The 18,035-nt window shown below is 32.6% G+C and carries 17 protein-coding genes and 1 pseudogene; 5 read left to right on the top strand and 13 right to left on the bottom strand.

The window, feature by feature from the left end; genetic code table 11:
• The first annotated feature begins 193 nt into the window (after window positions 1-193).
• Both Q4Q40_RS23885 and Q4Q40_RS23880 read left to right on the top strand, forming a co-directional pair.
• On the top strand, window positions 194-2,383 hold the full coding sequence (locus tag Q4Q40_RS23885) for a peptidase domain-containing ABC transporter (RefSeq protein ID WP_303304575.1): 2,190 nt from the start codon (window positions 194-196) through the stop codon (window positions 2,381-2,383).
• A 57-nt stretch (window positions 2,384-2,440) separates the two neighbouring features.
• Complete coding sequence (locus Q4Q40_RS23880; protein ID WP_303304574.1) at window positions 2,441-3,733, top strand: HlyD family secretion protein; 1,293 nt, start codon at window positions 2,441-2,443, stop codon at window positions 3,731-3,733.
• Window positions 3,734-3,930: 197 nt separating this feature from the next.
• On the opposite strand, the pseudogene Q4Q40_RS23875 reads toward Q4Q40_RS23880, so the two are convergent.
• From Q4Q40_RS23875 to Q4Q40_RS23845, 7 genes and pseudogenes are all read right to left on the bottom strand, one after another.
• A pseudogene (locus tag Q4Q40_RS23875) lies at window positions 3,931-5,516 on the bottom strand (type IV secretory system conjugative DNA transfer family protein).
• 25 nt (window positions 5,517-5,541) lie between these two features.
• Window positions 5,542-6,570 carry a MobB family relaxase gene (gene mobB, locus Q4Q40_RS23870; protein WP_303304573.1) on the bottom strand — a complete coding sequence of 343 codons (1,029 nt, stop codon included), beginning with the start codon at window positions 6,568-6,570 and terminating at the stop codon, window positions 5,542-5,544.
• 16 nt (window positions 6,571-6,586) lie between these two features.
• Window positions 6,587-6,958, bottom strand: coding sequence for a BfmA/BtgA family mobilization protein (locus Q4Q40_RS23865; RefSeq protein ID WP_303304572.1), 372 nt, complete (start codon window positions 6,956-6,958; stop codon window positions 6,587-6,589).
• Between the two features lie 494 nt (window positions 6,959-7,452).
• On the bottom strand, window positions 7,453-7,620 hold the full coding sequence (locus Q4Q40_RS23860) for a hypothetical protein (RefSeq protein ID WP_303304571.1): 168 nt from the start codon (window positions 7,618-7,620) through the stop codon (window positions 7,453-7,455).
• Between the two features lie 353 nt (window positions 7,621-7,973).
• Window positions 7,974-8,423: a JAB domain-containing protein gene (locus Q4Q40_RS23855; protein ID WP_303304570.1), complete on the bottom strand. Its 450-nt coding sequence runs from the start codon at window positions 8,421-8,423 to the stop codon at window positions 7,974-7,976.
• A 76-nt stretch (window positions 8,424-8,499) separates the two neighbouring features.
• Window positions 8,500-8,856, bottom strand: a complete 357-nt coding sequence (locus Q4Q40_RS23850; protein WP_303304569.1) for a single-stranded DNA-binding protein — start codon at window positions 8,854-8,856, stop codon at window positions 8,500-8,502.
• Window positions 8,857-8,885: 29 nt separating this feature from the next.
• Window positions 8,886-9,077 carry a hypothetical protein gene (locus tag Q4Q40_RS23845; protein WP_303304568.1) on the bottom strand — a complete coding sequence of 64 codons (192 nt, stop codon included), beginning with the start codon at window positions 9,075-9,077 and terminating at the stop codon, window positions 8,886-8,888.
• Window positions 9,078-9,157: 80 nt separating this feature from the next.
• On the opposite strand from Q4Q40_RS23845, the gene Q4Q40_RS23840 reads away from it, so the two are divergent.
• Complete coding sequence (locus tag Q4Q40_RS23840; protein WP_303304567.1) at window positions 9,158-9,358, top strand: hypothetical protein; 201 nt, start codon at window positions 9,158-9,160, stop codon at window positions 9,356-9,358.
• Window positions 9,359-9,686: 328 nt separating this feature from the next.
• Here Q4Q40_RS23840 and Q4Q40_RS23835 read toward each other — a convergent pair whose 3' ends face one another.
• A complete protein-coding gene (locus tag Q4Q40_RS23835) occupies window positions 9,687-10,118 on the bottom strand; it encodes a helix-turn-helix domain-containing protein (protein ID WP_303304566.1) in 432 nt (143 codons plus the stop codon).
• 421 nt (window positions 10,119-10,539) lie between these two features.
• Here Q4Q40_RS23835 and Q4Q40_RS23830 point away from each other — a divergent pair, with 421 nt between their 5' ends.
• Together Q4Q40_RS23830 and Q4Q40_RS23825 are read left to right on the top strand one after the other, a co-directional pair.
• Window positions 10,540-10,917, top strand: coding sequence for a hypothetical protein (locus Q4Q40_RS23830; protein WP_303304565.1), 378 nt, complete (start codon window positions 10,540-10,542; stop codon window positions 10,915-10,917).
• Window positions 10,914-11,447, top strand: a complete 534-nt coding sequence (locus Q4Q40_RS23825) for an RNA polymerase sigma-70 factor (RefSeq protein WP_303304564.1) — start codon at window positions 10,914-10,916, stop codon at window positions 11,445-11,447. The genes Q4Q40_RS23830 and Q4Q40_RS23825 overlap by 4 nt, the downstream gene beginning before the upstream one ends.
• Here the strand turns inward: Q4Q40_RS23825 and Q4Q40_RS23820 are convergent.
• The 5 genes from Q4Q40_RS23820 to Q4Q40_RS23800 form a co-directional block, all read right to left on the bottom strand.
• Entirely contained in the window at window positions 11,380-12,150 is a 771-nt protein-coding gene (locus Q4Q40_RS23820) for a DUF932 domain-containing protein (protein ID WP_303304563.1), read from the bottom strand. The genes Q4Q40_RS23825 and Q4Q40_RS23820 overlap by 68 nt on opposite strands.
• 81 nt (window positions 12,151-12,231) lie before the next feature.
• On the bottom strand, window positions 12,232-12,639 hold the full coding sequence (locus Q4Q40_RS23815) for a hypothetical protein (protein ID WP_303304562.1): 408 nt from the start codon (window positions 12,637-12,639) through the stop codon (window positions 12,232-12,234).
• A gap of 729 nt (window positions 12,640-13,368) precedes the next feature.
• Entirely contained in the window at window positions 13,369-14,433 is a 1,065-nt protein-coding gene (locus tag Q4Q40_RS23810; RefSeq protein WP_303304561.1) for a MupA/Atu3671 family FMN-dependent luciferase-like monooxygenase, read from the bottom strand.
• A gap of 147 nt (window positions 14,434-14,580) precedes the next feature.
• Window positions 14,581-15,909 (bottom strand): MFS transporter, encoded by a 1,329-nt coding sequence (locus tag Q4Q40_RS23805; RefSeq protein ID WP_303304560.1) that lies wholly within the window; start codon window positions 15,907-15,909, stop codon window positions 14,581-14,583.
• A gap of 341 nt (window positions 15,910-16,250) precedes the next feature.
• The coding region (locus tag Q4Q40_RS23800) for a thioesterase domain-containing protein (protein ID WP_303304559.1) at window positions 16,251-18,035 on the bottom strand (1,785 nt) is incomplete at its 5' end.

The raw sequence follows: 18,035 nt of genomic DNA, 5'->3' as shown, positions 1-18,035 counted from the left end.
AGAAATGATAAGCTAAACGCTTTCATTAATAAAGTATCCGAAGATATTAAGGCATATCAAAAATATCAAAATATTGGATTGAAATATGAAAAATTAATTTCAACGCAATTTTAAACTAGAGCCATATATAAATGCATTTGATTGTCGTTTAATTAATAAAACCTTTTCTTTGAATTCTTAGAGTATATTATTATTGATGAAATTCCCCCATTATAAACAACATGACCACAAAGATTGTGGCCCAACCTGCTTAAAAATAATTGCCAAACATTATAAAAAGATCATTTCACTTCAAAAATTGCGTGCTTTAAGTGAAACAACGCGTATAGGAAGTAGTTTATTAGGCTTAAGTGAAGCAGCAGAACAATTGGGTTTTCGCTCTATAGGAATAAAAATTTCTTTAGATAAATTGATGGAAGCCCCCTTGCCATGTATTCTACATTGGAATAAAAACCATTATGTCGTACTATATAAAGCAGGAAAGGACATCTTTTACATTTCAGATCCCGCTCATGGTTTACTAAAATATACTAAAGAAGCGTTTTTAAAACATTGGATAGGAAACAATGCTAAAGATCATACTGAAGAAGGTGTAGCACTACTATTAGAGCCTACCCCAAAATTCTATGATACTAATTTTGAAGAAAAAGAAAGAAGCCTTGGTTTATCTTTTCTATTAAAATATGTACTTAAATACAAAAAGTTTCTTTGGCAATTAGTCATTGGGTTAATTGGTGCAAGTATGTTGCAACTTATTTTTCCTTTTCTTACCCAAAGCATAGTAGATGTTGGTATTAAAAATCAAGATATTCACTTTATTTACTTAATCCTTTTTGCCCAATTAGCTCTGTTTATAGGCAAAACGGCTATAGAAGTGATTAGAAGTTGGATTCTTTTACACTTGAGTACACGCATTAATATCTCATTGGTATCAGATTTTTTCATCAAACTCATGAACCTTCCAATTGCCTTTTTTGATTCACGTGTAACAGGAGATATCTTACAACGAATTAATGATCATAAACGTATAGAACAGGTGCTTACAACATCATCATTAAGTGTCTTGTTCTCCTTAGTTAATCTAGCTGTGTTTAGTTTAGTATTAGGGTATTATAATTTACAAATCTTCGGTATTTTTATTATTGGCAGTGTTCTATACTTTCTTTGGATTATTATTTTTTTGAAAAAGCGAGCTGATTTAGATTATAAACGCTTTTCACAAGTAAGTCAGGAACAAAGTAAAGTTATTGAGCTTATCAATGGGATGCAGGAAATTAAGCTTCATAATGCAGAGAAGCAAAAACGATGGGGTTGGGAGTTTTTACAAGCACGATTATTTAAGGTGTCTATTGAAGGCTTGGCATTGGAACAGTACCAAAGTGTAGGTTCTGGATTTTTAAATGAATTAAAGAATATTTTAATAACCGTATTATCAGCCAAACTTGTTATTGATGGAGAAATAACTTTAGGAATGATGCTTGCCATTAGTTATATAGTTGGACAACTCAATGCGCCTATTGCTCAACTTATTGAGTTTGTTAGAGAAGTTCAAGATGCAAAGATTTCTTTAGAGCGTCTTTCCGAAATCCATAACAAAGAGGACGAAGAGCAACAGAATAATAAGCAAGTAAATGAGATCTCTAAAAGCTCCGATTTTAATCTTAATAATGTATCGTATCGGTATATAGGTTCAGATCAAATGGTATTACAAGATTTGGATTTAAAAATACCTTCAAATAAGATAACTGCCATTGTTGGTGTTAGCGGAAGTGGCAAAACCACATTAATGAAACTTCTTTTAAAATTTTATGACCCTAATAAAGGACAAATCAAAATTGGGAACTTCGATTTAAAAAATGTATCTCATAAAACGTGGCGAGATACATGTGGAGTTGTTATGCAAGAGGGCTATATTTTTAGTGATACGATTGCCAATAATATTGCCGTTGGCGAGGATTATATTGACAAGAAAAAACTAGGCCACGCAGTTAATGTGGCTAATATTAAAGATTTTATAGAAACCCTACCCCTATCATACAATACCAAAGTAGGTATGGAAGGTATAGGCCTAAGTACAGGACAAAAACAACGCCTATTAATAGCAAGAGCCGTATATAAAAATCCTGATTTTTTGTTTTTTGATGAAGCAACAAGTGCTTTAGATACTAATAACGAAAAAGTAATTATGGAAAAATTAAACACCTTCTTTGAAAATAAAACAGTTGTAGTTATTGCACACCGATTAAGTACAGTAAGAAACGCCCACCAAATAGTCGTATTAGATAAGGGTAATATTGTTGAAGTTGGTAACCACGATACATTAGTAAAACAAAAAGGTAATTATTATCATTTGATTAAAAACCAATTAGAACTAGGTAATTAATAATTTTAGCAATAACACATTCCCCTTTGGGGAAATGTCTGAAAGACAATAGGGATTATGTCGCAACAATTAGAAGATATAGCATTAAGAAGCGAGGAAGTACAAGAAATACTTACTAAGGTGCCACGTTGGATGATACGTTGGGGAAGCACTTTATTTTTTGTCTTAATTATTTTGCTATTACTTCTTTCCTGGGTTGTTAGATATCCAGATATTATTCTATCCGAAGCATTAATTACAACAGAAGTGCCACCACAAAAAGAGTATGCAAAAACAACAGGGAAACTTGATGCCATTTTAGTTAAAGACAATGAACTTGTAAATATGAATCAAACTTTAGCCGTTATTGAAAACACAGCAAATTATAAGGATGTTTTTAAATTAAAGGCTATTATTGATACTTTAAAAATTGATACGAAGTCTTTTAAGTTTCCATTTGATAATTTACCGGTGTTGTTTTTAGGCGATATAGATTCTCAATATGCCTTATTTGAAAACAGTTACATTCAGTACCAACTAAACAAAGAATTACAACCATTTTCGAATGATGCTTTGGCTGATAGATATTCTATTTCTGAACTTAACAGAAGATTAAAAAACCTTCAGTCTCAAAAGGACATAAATAAAACGGAATTAGATTTTAAAGTTAAAGATCTAAAACGCAGCAAAACTCTTTTTGATAAAGGCATCATTTCTGAACAAGATTATGAGAATAAACAACTAGAATTTGCTCAATCTAAGCGTAATTATAAAAATTTTGAAGCTTCAATTTCTCAAATAAAAGAAGGTATTAGTAAGGCTGAAAAAAACTCCAGAGGGACAGAAATAAATAGAGTTAAAGAAGAAATGACTTTGCTTAAAAATGTTATTCAATCTTTTAATCAGTTAAAGAAAGCTCTAAAGGATTGGGAGCAGCTATACGTTTTAAAATCTGACATTAATGGTAAAGTCTCTTTTTTAAACTATTGGAATATCAATCAAACTGTAAATCAAGGCGATTTGGTGTTTACTATTATTCCTAGTGAAGGTGCTTCGTTTATAGCGAAATTAAAAACACCTGCACAGAATTCAGGTAAAATTAAAATGGGACAAATTGTTAACATTAAATTGGAAAACTATCCAGAGGTCGAGTTTGGGATACTTAAAGGAAAAGTAAAAAACATATCACTTATTCCAAATAAAGATGGCTTATATATTATTGATGTTGCATTACCAAAAAAGCTAATAACTTCATATAATAAAGAAATAGGTTTTAAACAAGAGATGCGTGGCAGTGCAGAAATTATTACAGAAGATTTGCGTTTAATTGAACGTTTCTTTTATCAGTTTAGAAACGTATTTAAACGCTAATCAATTTTTACACCAAAGAATTATATTTTGACAGGTTGAAGGTGGTTAGAGACATGTTTGTGTTTTCTTGTTATACAGGTCTCTCCTATTCTGATGTTGAGAAACTATCAAAATCAGGTATTACCATTGGCAGTGATGGCAAACAGTGATAAATATTAAACGTACCAAAACTAATAACTTTAACTACTAGTGCCTAATTATTTCCCAAATAAAGATTGAGCCTCTCTATGAATGCGTTTAAAATTCCTTTTAAGATCTTTTTTTGAATATTTTTTTGCTTTCGGCAATTCCTTTACGATTTTCTGTAATTTGAATTGCACTCTTTGGTCATTGCCATCGGCAAAACTTATAAATTCTCCAGGCTCTAATTTAAAGAATATATCTGCCCGTACTTTTGATACTTCCTTTTCACCTTTAGTCACTCTGGTATCAAAACTCAGGTTATGTCCTTTATTGATGCTCGTAGTTTTCATTTTAATGAGTTCAAAAAAGCGCTCGTAGTATTTTGCCGTGTCTGGATCATTTACTTTCCCAAAGAACTGATAGGATAGGTTACTCAAAATAGCCCTACTGACCTTATCGCCATACATGATATCATTTTGAACTTTATCCTGCATCACATAAATGGTCGCAATGTTATAGCTTCTAAGCGTGGCAGGTATGCGCTGCATATTTAAAAGTCGAATGGTGGACGCTTCTTCCATTAATAAAAAAGAAGGTTTTTGGTGCCGCACGCTCATCTGTTTGATTATGGTATGCATAACGGTCGCAATCAGCGGTGCATAGGCGTTTTCAAGCTTGGGGTTATTGACCACCGAAATAACCCCAGATGACTCTTGTCTGTTAATATCAAGTGGTACTTCATCAGCCGATAGTGACATAAAACTCTGTTTTGAGCTTATTTTTTTAAGGCATTGGCTAAGGTGCTTTTAACACCCGCCGTTTGGCGGTCAGACCCCTTACCACTAATAAAGGCATTGGCCATAGCTTTTGACGTCAAATTAGATTCCAAAAGTGTGATGAGACTATCGGTATCTAAATATTGATAGATGGCTATTAAATGTGGTAGGGTACAATACTCGGGGTAGTTGGTTCTGAGTATCCAGATAAGCCCGCCTATGATCCCTTCAGCAGCATCAGTAAAAAACTTACCAGAGGTATTGGTTCCAGATTCCTTTTGTTCCAATAAATTTTCAATCAGAACCCGCGATACTTCATTGACACTCTCTTCATTTTCCATATATCTAGCGGCGATGGGATTGACACGATGATAAATGGTATCAAAAGAAATAATATAAAAAGGGATCTTGTGAGCTTTAAAAAGCGGGTATGCCATTTCAGTAATTTCAAAATCCTTATAGTCATGAATCACACCAGAAAAATGCTGTTTGCTAAAATGTTGCAGGAAATTATAAACGACACTTTCTGTTTTCCCGCTTCCAGCAGCTCCTATAATGGAGGCGCCGCGTTTGATATTTTGGATGACCAGCTTGCCCCGTTTTAATTTAAAGTGTACCCTATATATTTTTTCGGAAGGTTTTGTACTCCCTTTTTCATGAAGAAAGACATACATAAGCAAATTGATAAGTAGTAAGGGGCATCCAATAACAAGAACTGTTTTGTTAAAAAATGTGGGTGCGGTTAAAAAAAGGGCTCCAAAACCACTTAGGAGCAGTAATGAATTTAGGGCAAACGCATATCTGGATAGTTTGTATAATGCATAAAAAAGAGCTGATGCTGTGAATAGCGTCAGTAAAATGATTGTAAGATTAAAAGATTGCATGGTATTTGTTTTTTTTAATGAATGATTAGATCCCAATGGATCCCGATTTTATGGCGATATCGATACCGCGTTTTAAGATTCTAATGGTTTTCAAGGCGAGCTGAACTTGATTCGTTGGAATACTGGCTAGTGGCACTCCTGCTTTTCCCAGAATTTTAAAAGCCAATGCTCTTTCATGGGTTGGTAATCCCAATAGGGTTGAAAAATAGAACTTTGGATTTTTGATAAAGTCTTTTTTTGCCACATAGGATTCGGCGTAATTCCTTTTATATGCAAAGGTCTTGTCAAAAGTTTGTTCTGCTTTGCTAAAAAAAGAATCTCTATCAAAGCCGCGTTTTACCAATTTACCATCGATCATGACATCGGAGGCTTTGTATTTGCTCCCAGGGGACAGACTTACCGAATTGGAGGCATCCTTCCGACTAACAATAATGTGGATATGGCTTTGATTGCCGTCTTTTCTCATGCCTTGCACGATGCGCTTGCCATTTTGTCTATGTGGTGCGCTGTGTTCCAATTTAGCTATGGTTCGTTTGTGCTTTTTGATGCTACCTTCTAATGTACCTCTCTCTATTTTTCGGATGTCTTGTTTGAGTTTTAAAATCTTACTGGCAAAAGGTTGGTTTTCCATGACCTGCTTATCTGTACCTTTAAAGTGGCGCGTGTGTTCTATTTTGGCATAATATTTAATGTCATTAATAGTAACAGGGTTGCCATTGATTTCTCGGTTAAAAGCCGTGACATAGTCTTTCATCAATTCCCGCGTGTAGCGTTTTAAGGCTTTACTACTATTTTGTAATTGTTTTAGTTCTCTTTTGCTCGGGCTTACAATAATGCTATAAAATTTGGGTTCGTTCTTTTTGAGTTTTGCGGTGTTGCTATCAATGTCTTTAATAACCTGTTGCGTAGAATATGCATCGCCATATTGATTAAAAAAATATTCGCGCTCTTCAAGTGCTATACCTTGATTTTCCTTCTCTAAATAGGCCACAAAGTCTGAAACACTTTGGGAAAAGTGTCCGCCTAATGATTGTGCTGAAATACTGAAATACATAGATTTAATCTTTTTATTATTTTTTAAGAAGTGATGCCTTCTTTTTTTTGGCTTCTTTTTCTAAAAGCAACGGTTTCTTTTTAGGTTCTGCTTCTTGAAATAAAGATTGCATCATGGCGACCGTGGGTTTGGTTTGGTTTTTCTCGATGTCCTTCATGATGGCAATGACCCCATTAATTCTTTTTTTGATAAGGCTTTCTAATGTTTGCATTTGTGGACCGATGGATTCTTTTGGGGAGATGCCATTATGTTCAAAAAATTCAATCATCAACAATAAAGTCATGGATTGAGATCCAGACATGGCTCTGCAAAAGCGTCTAAATTTTTTAGCCACGGGAGCCTTAATTTTTAAGGTCTCAAATTGCTGTTTTTCATAGCCTTTATCCATTTTTTAGTAAAAAATTCATTGATTTTAAAGGGCTGGCGTCGTTTTTTACTAAAAAACCAAGTCCTTTTGTTTATTTTAAATTATCGAATTATTTTCAATAAACTGATTATAAGTCATTTATAAAAATTAAAACCTTCGTAACCTCGCGGAGCGGGTTACCCTCTTGCTTCTCCAATTTCGTCCCTTTAGGGACGAATTTCCGAACAGCACGACTAAAAAGTCGGCTGCTTTTCTTTTAATTGGTAATCTATATGTATGGTCCATTAGGAAAGTCAAATCACAACAAAAATGGATCATACCTTACCTCTATGATTTGGCTTATCTAAATATAGATTCAATTCTACTATAATAAAAACGTGTTTTGTTGCCAATTGAATTGAATTGGCTTTAAATAAAATGAATCTGAAGAAATGCAGTTTTAGAAACATCAGTTTTAAAAAAAGTAACATAAAAAAAACCCTCAAAATGAGGGTTTTAAATTGAAAAAACAATCTTTAAGATTGTTCTTCTTTTGGATCTACCTCTTTGGAATATTCAAACCGAAAAAACCATAAGTCGATAACCAGTAAAAAGGACTTTTTTGCTTTGTTATTTTCATCTACAATTTCCTTTTCGTGTTTTTTTGCTGGGATTTCCAGTATGCGTTTTACTTTTGTTTCCATAATTTACAATGTATTTGATTAAACAATATTTGTGCGGGTTCCAAACGGAAGCGACTATTTGTCTCAAATTTTCAAGTGAAAAATTGGAGGTGCCTTTGGAGGTGCCGATTTTTCATGCAGATAAATTTGAAGGAAATAGTCGCGAGTTTACCTTAGTGCCAATCTTATTTTATGTTTTCTTTAGGCTGACTTAATTCTTACTAAAAAGCCAAGTCCCTAATTGATTGTTAAGTGTTCGATCCACTTAACAATCAACATACATAGTAAATAAAACAGCCCCTTGGTTTGTTAAGGAGCTGTTAGGCATGCTGCGTTTATTCAAATATTAAACACATACTCATAATTGTAGCCGTTTATATAATTGAATTATCAGCAAAGCTGTAGTAATCTCCATTTGGAGTAATAATTAAATGATCGAGAACATTTACATCAAATAGATCCGCTGCATTTTTAATTTTTTTTGTTAGTCTGATATCGGATTCACTTGGTATCAATTTCCCACTCGGATGGTTATGACATAAGACAATTCCCACGGATAAAGATTTTAAGATCACCGCAAATAAAATTCTTAAGTCTACTAAAGTACCTGTTATTCCACCTTGTGAAACTTGGTAGATCCCTTTAACTTTATTGCTATTATTAAGCAATAGTATTTTAAATGATTCATAAACACCAATAGTATCCTTATCCCAATTTTCAAATAAGAGATCAGCAGAATCTTTTGAGTTCCTAACTTTTTCCCACATAGAAAATTTAACATTCCCTATGTAACTAATTTTTATTTCGTTAACTTTATCACTCATTGTAATTTTTTTTAAAAGGTTATAAATGAAAAAGAGGGCGCGCCTTTCCATAGTAACGCCCTCTTTATTTTTTTAGCTATTCACTAGCATGTTCTTCGCCTTTAATACCTAACAACAAAATTTCGTTAGCTACCACTTCGGTTACATATCTTTTCTCCCCTGCTTCGGTTTCATAGCTTCTAGAAGTCAATTTGCCCTCTATGGCAACTTCTTTTCCTTTGTCTACATATTTTTCTACGATTTCGGCAATCTTACCCCAAGCCACTATATTATGCCATTGGGTGTTCTGTGTTTTTTCTCCATCAGAATTTTTATAAAATTCATTCGTAGCCATTGAAAAATTAGCGACTTTCTTACCGTTTTCTAGGATCTTGATTTCGGGTGTATTTCCAACATTCCCGATTAACTGTACTTTGTTTTTTAGTGTACTCATAATTAAAAAATTTAAAGATTAATATTTATTTAAAAAATTGATTTACTTATTATATCCAGAGCGTTTTCCTTTTTTTGTTTCCTGCCTCTCTCGGCAGGCAGGTTTAACTTTTGTTCCGCTTCCTTTTTATTGATTTTGTAAGATTTCATAAGCTTTATTTTAGATTTACTTCCCATAGAGCCGTCACTGTTACCTTCTTTTTGTTGCTTGGTGCTTTTCAATATTCAACTTTGTTAAGACATATAAAAAGTGCGAGGAACGAGCCTGGTTATGCTGTCGTTCAAAGTTGAATATTGTTATTTTGCTGTCAAAAAAAGGGATAGCGGTGATGGCTTACGGATGTGAGTCTAAACCGCTTGTGAAATACAAAAGCATAGGAAGTGGAACTAAATGCAAATACTTAATTCCTATTAAAGCAGACTTAATCTTAAAGTTTAGAATTGGGAATGGATTGACCTGTGTACTTCAGAAAGAAGCATGTAATGAAAATTTTAAACTTTAGGATTGTGTTCAAGAATTTTGCTAAAGAAGCTATTTTCCTGAAATGTAGAGCAACGAAATCTAGGGAAATGTGCTGAATGGAATTTTTAGATCAGAGTTTATTAAAACCATAGCCCCTTGAAAAAATAAAGATTCATAAACTATATAAAATGTACGATAAGTTTTTAGTTAAATACAATTTTTATGAAGAGAAGAAAAACGTTTCGGAATGAGAACCTTTAAAGAGGCTATAAAGGAATCAATTTTTCTCAATTTCAAAATCAATATAAAGTAGCTCTTAAGGATGAACTTCTAAACCTTTGTCAGTTATAAAATCACTGACATTTATATCATTCTTTTATTTTCTTTAAATAAGGCTTACCTTCTTTTTTCCATTGTTCTATTTCTTTTTCGCTAAGAGGGGTGACCGATATCGATTTATATTTTCTTTGGATTTTACCTGTTTTATCAGGTTTATGTTTATTTGAGTATGACTTAGATTCCTCATAAATAACTCGAACTAAATCATGTTCATAAACTTTATCTGGAAATAAGTCTTTATAGGATTTTAACCCAAGGACTATTGCTACTCTCCCTAACATCCGTATATTATATTTGGCATGCTCTTTAGGGTTATCAATTTTTCCCATGTAACCTTCGGATACTCCAATTTTGTGAGCTAAAGTTACTTGACCTATATATGGCTTTGATTTAGCCCTTAATTCAATCACTCTTTCAATTATATAATAATCTAAATATGATATTATGATTTCAAACCTCATTCTAATGCTAATATATAAGGCAATCACGTGTTTTTACTAAGAATTTACACATACATATATGGTTGTGTTATTTTTTTTAATATATTTGTACTTAAATACATATATTTGCAATTCTTCTGTATAAAAAATATTTGAAGCAATTGCTTTGAATCTCGAATGGAAAACTGGTAATTTTTTATGAAAACGAGATGATAAGTAGATTGGCTCACGTTCCCGGGCGTGGGCTCTCTTATCGTTTTCAGGGTATACCAGTACCTCCATTCGACAAGTTGAGTTCCACGCCTTTTTGTTTCTACACATTACAGGCTTTAATGGGTGTTTATCTCATTTTTTTGGCAACTTCAACATACAACATAGATTCCACTTTTTAGTAAGATTAGCCTCACTCAAAGTGGGACAAGTACAACTTAAAATTTAATCCATGAAAAAAAACAAAACCAATTATTCACGAGAAATTTTGATTTTGACACACCATGCACTTTCAAATTCTTTAGCACTTTTGATTAATCAAACACCCCTTAAAGGTGAAGTAAAAAGCCATTTCAAAATGGCCTTGAAAGTCATTGGAATCATTTTAGCCGATTTAAAATACGATACAGGAACCCATTTGTTAATGGAAAAAGAATTTGATCAATTCTTTGCTTCCTTTCCTGCAGAATACTACAACAAAAGAAAAGAGAATAGAAAATTGATTTGTATTTATACCGTGGCTAAAAATATAGAATCCTGCATTGAAACCAATAAGATTATAGATAACCCAGAGGATAAAGCCGAAAAGCACCTTAATTTAAAACCATGAGAGGGAAGGGAAAGGAATTAATCCTTAATGGTAAGAGTTACAAACAGCTTTTCGAGAGTTTATACCCCCAACTATGTGTGTTTGCATACAAGTACCTTAGCGATTTAGATCTCGCAAAAGATGTCGTTCAGGAAGTATTTGTTAAAGTCTGGGAAGATAAAATTACTTTTCATAGTGAAAACCATACCACAGGTTTTTTTTATAAAGCCGTTAAAAATAAATGTCTCAATTATTTAAAAAGTAAACAGTATAGAGTGACAGAACGTTATGAGCTTGCAAATCTGGAAGCCTATGAAACGGGTCAATTTTATATGTCTGAAGTCCTCGTTATAGAAACAAAAACTGTTATAGATAAAGCCATTAGTAAACTGCCAGAAAAAGCGGCTCAGGTTATTAGATTGAGTATCGAAGATTATACCAATAATGAGATAGCAGATCAATTATCCATATCCATCAATACAGTCAAGGATCATAAAAAAGTAGCCTATCGAAAATTAAGAGGTTTTCTTGGCTTTTTAAACATGAGTTAACCAGTAAAGATTCGTAATTCAAGATTTCAATGACTTCTCTAGATTTCTTAGAAGGGGTATTGTTTTTATCACTGCATTCATATCTAAACAATTTTGTCTTCTCAAGAATACTTCGAACAAATTCTTTAGTATCTACTATTTTAAAGTCTTTCATTTTGTCAAATTTCTTAACAATGCTATAAAATTCGTTGTCTAGAAATTTCTCAAATAAGCCATTTAGCCTTGGCATGATAAGATGTGTATTGTTTTTGCTGTGTTTTATTGAAAACTCAATCTCGACTTGTGAAATATGCAATCCATTGGAACATACCTTGCGATAAAAGCCAAAATGCCCTGATGTTTTCTCACTACCGTCATACGAATTTTTGAAACGTAGCATCGGCAGAATCAAATCTTCTTGATTTTTTAATGTAAATTGATTTTTACCGTCAATAATAAAATCTGTAATGAATGACCTATCATTTCTGTTAATACTTCGTTTATGGTAATTAATATTTTCAACGACAAGCATCTGTTCGGCTTTCTTAAAGAAAAGCTCATTTGGTATATGGCCATAGTCATTAGAAACCACATTAACAATTTTTCCATTGGATATAATAGCATTTTCAAGTCCTCGTCGGGTTTGAATTTGAGTCAGGCTCTTTAACGGTTTCATTTCTGAAGAAACAAAAATTTCATCTTGCTGTAAATTATTTAAATACATAACTATTGATTTTATGTTAAACAAAAAAGGAAAGTCTGCCCTATTATTGAGCAAACTCTCCTTTTACCTTAATGAGATTTACTAAAGTTCAAACTTTACAATGTCTCCTTCTATTTCTAATTTACGTTGTTGCAACGTAGATTGTAAATGTGTGGTAACCAATTTTATCAAGTTAGTATTGGTGGTCTTAAATTCTAAGTTTCTAGAATCCTTTATATAAAAAGATGCCGAATCATCTTGATTATAATTAAACTTCATAAGCTCATTTAGAGTTTCTGTTAATCGTTCTCGTTGTGATGCCAAACCTCTTAACTTTTCAAAATTCTGAATTCTGTCTTCTAAATTAATATGCTTTTTTTCGGACTCCAATACTTTTTCAATAATCGTTTTTTTACCTACTGCTTCTTCGGTTAGTTTTTTCTGTACTTCCTTTTTAGTAGTTACACTTTCTTTTTTTGTGGTTCCGTTTTGTTTCACTTTTGTTTCCATGATTTTAAAAATTTAATTAAACAATATTTAAGCAAACCCCAAACGGAAGAAAAAATCTCAGCTCAAAAGGAAACGGAATAAAAAGAGCGAGGTACGAGCCTGATTATGCCGTAGTCTTTTGATAGGAGTTTTTACGAGTTTAAATTGCGTTGATGTTGTATGAATATATTGCCTCTGGATTAATCGTAAATCCAAGAAATTTAGAACAGCGGAAAGAAGTAAAATGTGCTGAGTCCTTTTTAATTATAATTACGCATGTGAGTTTAACACCTCTTAACCACACCCAAAAATCTTTATTTAACTCATTATCAAAAAGTCGCAAAACCTTAAACACACTCCTAAACAGGTTCACAATTCGTCAACAACGCATGTAAAAATTAGCAGATGGCTTATAAATACTGATGTTTGAACAATAGGTTAGAGCCCAGCCCGGTCACTAAAAAAACCTCTAAATCATTTGATTTAGAGGTTTTTTTTATTTAGAACTTCTTATCTCGATTTGGTACTTGAACTTGCTTAAATATTATTGTCCAATCCTTAAAGTGGATCATGCCTAAAAGTGGATCATAATATAATTTTAGGGAACAAATTCTAATTATGCATAAATTTTGGTGAGTCTATATAGGAAAAATGAATATCTCTGACACCCCTAAATCTTCAACGTTTAAAATTTTATATACTCTGGCTTCTTGAAATCAGATTCTCTTTTTAAAATACAGACCTTTATATTTAATGCGACAGAACGACTAAATCCATACATGATTTTTTAAGCTCATTGAGGTATTTCAAATTTTCCAATATCCTATCAGATTTTGGCCCAAAATCTAATAGACAAGCAATCTCATCTACTCCTGCTTCTTTCGTTTTTCTCACCATATCTATGCAAGATTCTGGACTACCGATCAATCCTTTAGTATTAGCAAATCTCTCATAAAGGAAATCTAAAAATTCATCCAAATCTTCTTCTGATAAATCATTTAAAGAAAAATCACTTCCTCTATTATATGCCATACCCTCAAATATTTTCTTATTTCTTTTTAGAAAATTACAATAAGGAACTCTTGCTTCTTCTTTTATAGTTACATCATCTGGTCCAATAAATGTGTGTAACATTAGAGAAACCTTACCTGTTTGGGGATCAAAACCATTTTCGGATCGAGCTTTTCGATATATTTTTATTTTCTCTGCTAAATCCTCAACAGTTTGATCTAATAATGATGTAAGGATATTAAATCCTAACTTTCCTGCATTTTTGAATCCATCTGAATTTCCGCTAACAGTGATATAAAACGGTATCTCTTTTTGCACGATAGATGGGTATATACGGATAGGTACTTTTTTTCCATTACCACTTAATCGCTCAATAGACTCACCTCTCCATAGCTTCTTAACCACTGTTATTCCTTCATACATTACCTTATGTTTATTTTTATAATTCTCCGGAAAAAATGCAAAATCATTAGGGTTCCATCCCGATGCCACAGATAACCCTACTCTACCATTTGATAGATTATCTACCATTGCCCATTCTTCTGCGACACGAATTGGATCATGAAGTGCCATCACGACACTCCCACTATTAAGTCGAATCTTATTTGTTATACCTGCTAATGCGGCGTGAACTATTGCTGGGTTACTGTATATGCCTCCAAATTCGGTAAAATGTCGTTCTGGAATCCAAACTGATGAAAAGTTATTTTTATCACCATAAATGGCACTTTTTTTTATTAAGTCATATATATTTCCTGACAAAGAATCTTCACTACTAGAGAAGAACATTATTCCAAAATCCATCTTTATTATATTTTTAGTTAATTAAATTTTTAAATGCTAAATTGTTTGACTTTTTATTAATAGTTCTATTTCTTAGTACTGTATTTTAAGCACCATTTTAATACTGCTGCATATATTACGAGAGATATTTAAGGTGAGCTGTATTCATTAGTATATCTCTGAATGATTAATCTCAGGTATTGCCGCTTCTTTTTCCTTTTGTTTTATTTCTTCTTTTATTTCTGTATTATATAATATATCCAAGGATTTAACAGGTTTATATCTACTGTATAAAGACGAAACTAAGATCAAGAAGATCCCTGATATACTAAATATTATCATTATTGACATGGTTATACCAGTACCTGGGAAATAATGAAGCTGCTCTTCTGAAAAATAATTTAAATTCTTCTTTAGATAATCTACCAAAACTCCAGCAAATAAAAAAGATAAAGGAGCCGCTCCTCCTACAATTAAACCTTCAAAACCTGATAGCCTTCCTAGCATTTTCACAGGAACAACTGTTTGAAAAAAAGCATCATTGATCACCTCCATAACAGTAAATAATAATACTATAAGCATACCACCAAATGCTAAAACATAAGGATTAGTATCAATCCATAGACAAGAAAGAATAATCCCTACAAGAATGTTAATAAAAAGAATTGCTCGTATAGGCCTTTTAAAACTTTTTCCGCTACCCATAACTATTCCTCCAACCACTGCACCAATACCAACAACAGACAATACAGCTCCTAGTACATATTCATTAGAAAAGTCTAAAATTAATGGGGTAAATAATACTTGAACCAAACCCATTAAAAAATTACCAATAAAGAAAAAGACAAATAAGTGTACAATTCCTTTTCTTTCTTGCAAAAACCTTTTTACTACTTTTAAATCATTTTGCAAACTAAATTGTTCTTCTGACTTTGGTAACGCTACAAAACGTACAATTAAAAAAGCCCCTATTGATACTAAAAATGTAACTGCATCTATAAAAAATATACTACTCATCCCTATCATTTTGTACAAGACTGGTGCAGCAATAGGAACCCCCATACTAATGGCTGCATATATCGAAGTAGATATACCTTGTGCTTTCATTAATTTATCTTTGGGAACTAGTGCTGTAGTAGCTACATAAAAAGCACTAAAAACAAACATGCTCGCAATGGAACCTATTCCAGAAACAACCATAATATGCCAAGGAAGTAATTGTCCATTAAAATGAAGAAACATCAATACAACACTACCAATACCTGCTACTAATTGACCATAGATAATCATTTTCTTTTTGCTCCATCGGTCTACAAAACCACCTATAAAAGGAGCTAAAAAAACTCCTGGAGCCGCCTCAAAAAACCAAATAACAGAATACGATTTAATAGCGCCTCCTGGTTGATTAAGGACCCAAACACTTAAAGCAAAATCAGTTAAATCGGTGCCTAATAATGAAATCATTATTAACGCAGTATACACAAGATATTTTTTCATTATTTATTTAATAATTATTTTGTAACTATTTTATAATTATAAAACACTTTTTTTGGTAAGAGTATATTCTATTAACATCGATTTATGTACTGGAAGAACCTACTACACATTTCAATTATTCCAAAGGTAATGTTTCGCTATTTTTATTAATTTGATCAAAGGAATACTATCCTTACTTTAAGAAAACACTAATCAAATTCAAGTTCAACTCGTATTATGCATTAGAAAATCTATTCCATGTTTCAACTACTTCAAAATACTATCACTTTGCTTTTTTTGAGGCCTTCATGACAAAATTCTAATGTAGAACCCAGATTTAATGTACAAATACATTACAATTCTTATTCTTCTAAAGAATAAATCATGTCATCAGTTTTTTCTGTAGTCATCTTTTTAATTAAATATTCAGAAATTTCATTGACATAAGGCTGATCTAATATTTTAGGATGAGTTGTAGGTATTGCATTTATCAATACCTCCTTATTAGTATATCTATTCCATCCATAATCAAATTCCGCTATATCATTATCTATAATACTTATTTCGGTACCTTCTTCTGTTTCTAATTTTACAGGTACATATAATGCTCTAAACAAAACAACTTGAGTATCTAGTTTTTCTTTAATATTGGGTACATAGCTGTACATAGTGTTGCTAAAAACGACCTCTAAATGCCCTCTTATTTCATTTTCTGTCATTGCTAACCCTGAATCTTCTATCCATTTACACACTATACTTATTTGTTCTTCCTTAGATGCACCTTCAAGAACTGAATCTGATAGCGGTAACGTTATTCCGAATAGTTCACCTATCTCATCTACTTCTTCATATAAAAAATCTCGAAACATTTTGTCGTGATCTAATTCTTCCTGAATGTCATTATTTAGCTTAGGAAATTCTGCATCAATAATCAATAATTCTTCTACCTCAAATCCTTCTGATCTCAATTGCAGTGTCATTTCTAATGCAACTCTTCCTCCAAAAGAATACCCTCCTAATCGATAGGGTCCTGCTGGTTTTATTTTTTGCATTTCTTCAATAAACATAGAAGCCATTTCTTCAACAGATTCTGGAACTGAAGCTTGTCCATCTAATCCCGAACATTGAAATGCGTATACTGGTTGATCTTTGCCTATTAATTGAACTAAGTCCCGATAGCAACCAACTGTTCCACCAACTGGCGGAGTGAAAAATATTGAATTTTGATTCCCTCTTTCTTCCAATGCAATTAGTATTTTACTTTCACTAAAATTTGCTGAAGCTATATTTTCTAATAATGACGAAATAGTTGAATATTCAAACAAAACAGAAATATTTAACACTGTATTCAATACAACATTTACTCGAGAAATCAATTTTATTGCCAATATAGAGTGCCCTCCCAACTCAAAGAAATCATCATGAACACCTATTTTTTCAATACCTAACAACTCTTGCCAGATACTTACCAATTGCGTTTCTCTCTCATTTCTTGGACCTACATATTCCTGTGCTGATAATTGAGTACTATCAGGTTCTGGTAACCCCTTCTTATCGATCTTGCCATTACTGGTTATAGGCATCTCGCTCAAGGCTATCCATATTTGAGGAACCATATAATCTGGTAGCTTTTCTCTTAATCGTTCTTGAATACCTTTCTTATCGAAATCCCCTTCTACAACAACATAACCGACCAAACGTTTGTTGCCATCTACATCTTCTCTAGCTAAAACACAGCAACTCTTTATCTGTGAGTCTTGAGATAATACACTCTCGATCTCTCCCAACTCGATACGGTAGCCTCTAATCTTTACCTGATCATCTACCCTACCGATAAACTCTAAGGTACCATCTGATAACCACCTGCCTAAATCGCCCGTTTTATAAACTCGACCTCCTGATACAAAAGGGTTACTTATAAAACTAGATGAAGTCTTTTCTGGATCGTTAAGATAGCCACGGGCTAAACCTGACCCTCCAATACAAATTTCACCAACGACACCAATTGGTAAAAGGTTATGATCGCTATCCATTATATAAACTTGAGTATTAGCAATAGGTTTACCTATGGGAATATTGTCTTCTAAAATATTTGATACTTTATAATTGGTCGCAACTACTGTAGTTTCTGTTGGTCCATAATTATT

Origin of the sequence: Flavivirga jejuensis (assembly GCF_030540765.1) — a bacterium.
Taxonomy (GTDB): domain Bacteria; phylum Bacteroidota; class Bacteroidia; order Flavobacteriales; family Flavobacteriaceae; genus Flavivirga; species Flavivirga jejuensis.
Note: the sequence above shows the minus strand (reverse complement) of the source record. Positions and strands in the feature narration are given on the sequence as shown.

Excerpts from the sequence above, each read along its gene's own strand:
- Q4Q40_RS23880 (WP_303304574.1), top strand. The coding sequence starts at position 2,441 with ATGTCGCAACAATTAGAAGATATAGCATTAAGAAGCGAGGAAGTACAA.
- mobB (WP_303304573.1), bottom strand. The coding sequence starts at position 6,570 with ATGTATTTCAGTATTTCAGCACAATCATTAGGCGGACACTTTTCCCAA.
- Q4Q40_RS23865 (WP_303304572.1), bottom strand. The coding sequence starts at position 6,958 with ATGGATAAAGGCTATGAAAAACAGCAATTTGAGACCTTAAAAATTAAG.
- Q4Q40_RS23860 (WP_303304571.1), bottom strand. The coding sequence starts at position 7,620 with ATGGAAACAAAAGTAAAACGCATACTGGAAATCCCAGCAAAAAAACAC.
- Q4Q40_RS23855 (WP_303304570.1), bottom strand. The coding sequence starts at position 8,423 with ATGAGTGATAAAGTTAACGAAATAAAAATTAGTTACATAGGGAATGTT.
- Q4Q40_RS23850 (WP_303304569.1), bottom strand. The coding sequence starts at position 8,856 with ATGAGTACACTAAAAAACAAAGTACAGTTAATCGGGAATGTTGGAAAT.
- Q4Q40_RS23835 (WP_303304566.1), bottom strand. The coding sequence starts at position 10,118 with ATGAGGTTTGAAATCATAATATCATATTTAGATTATTATATAATTGAA.
- Q4Q40_RS23830 (WP_303304565.1), top strand. The coding sequence starts at position 10,540 with ATGAAAAAAAACAAAACCAATTATTCACGAGAAATTTTGATTTTGACA.
- Q4Q40_RS23825 (WP_303304564.1), top strand. The coding sequence starts at position 10,914 with ATGAGAGGGAAGGGAAAGGAATTAATCCTTAATGGTAAGAGTTACAAA.
- Q4Q40_RS23820 (WP_303304563.1), bottom strand. The coding sequence starts at position 12,150 with ATGTATTTAAATAATTTACAGCAAGATGAAATTTTTGTTTCTTCAGAA.
- Q4Q40_RS23815 (WP_303304562.1), bottom strand. The coding sequence starts at position 12,639 with ATGGAAACAAAAGTGAAACAAAACGGAACCACAAAAAAAGAAAGTGTA.
- Q4Q40_RS23810 (WP_303304561.1), bottom strand. The coding sequence starts at position 14,433 with ATGGATTTTGGAATAATGTTCTTCTCTAGTAGTGAAGATTCTTTGTCA.
- Q4Q40_RS23805 (WP_303304560.1), bottom strand. The coding sequence starts at position 15,909 with ATGAAAAAATATCTTGTGTATACTGCGTTAATAATGATTTCATTATTA.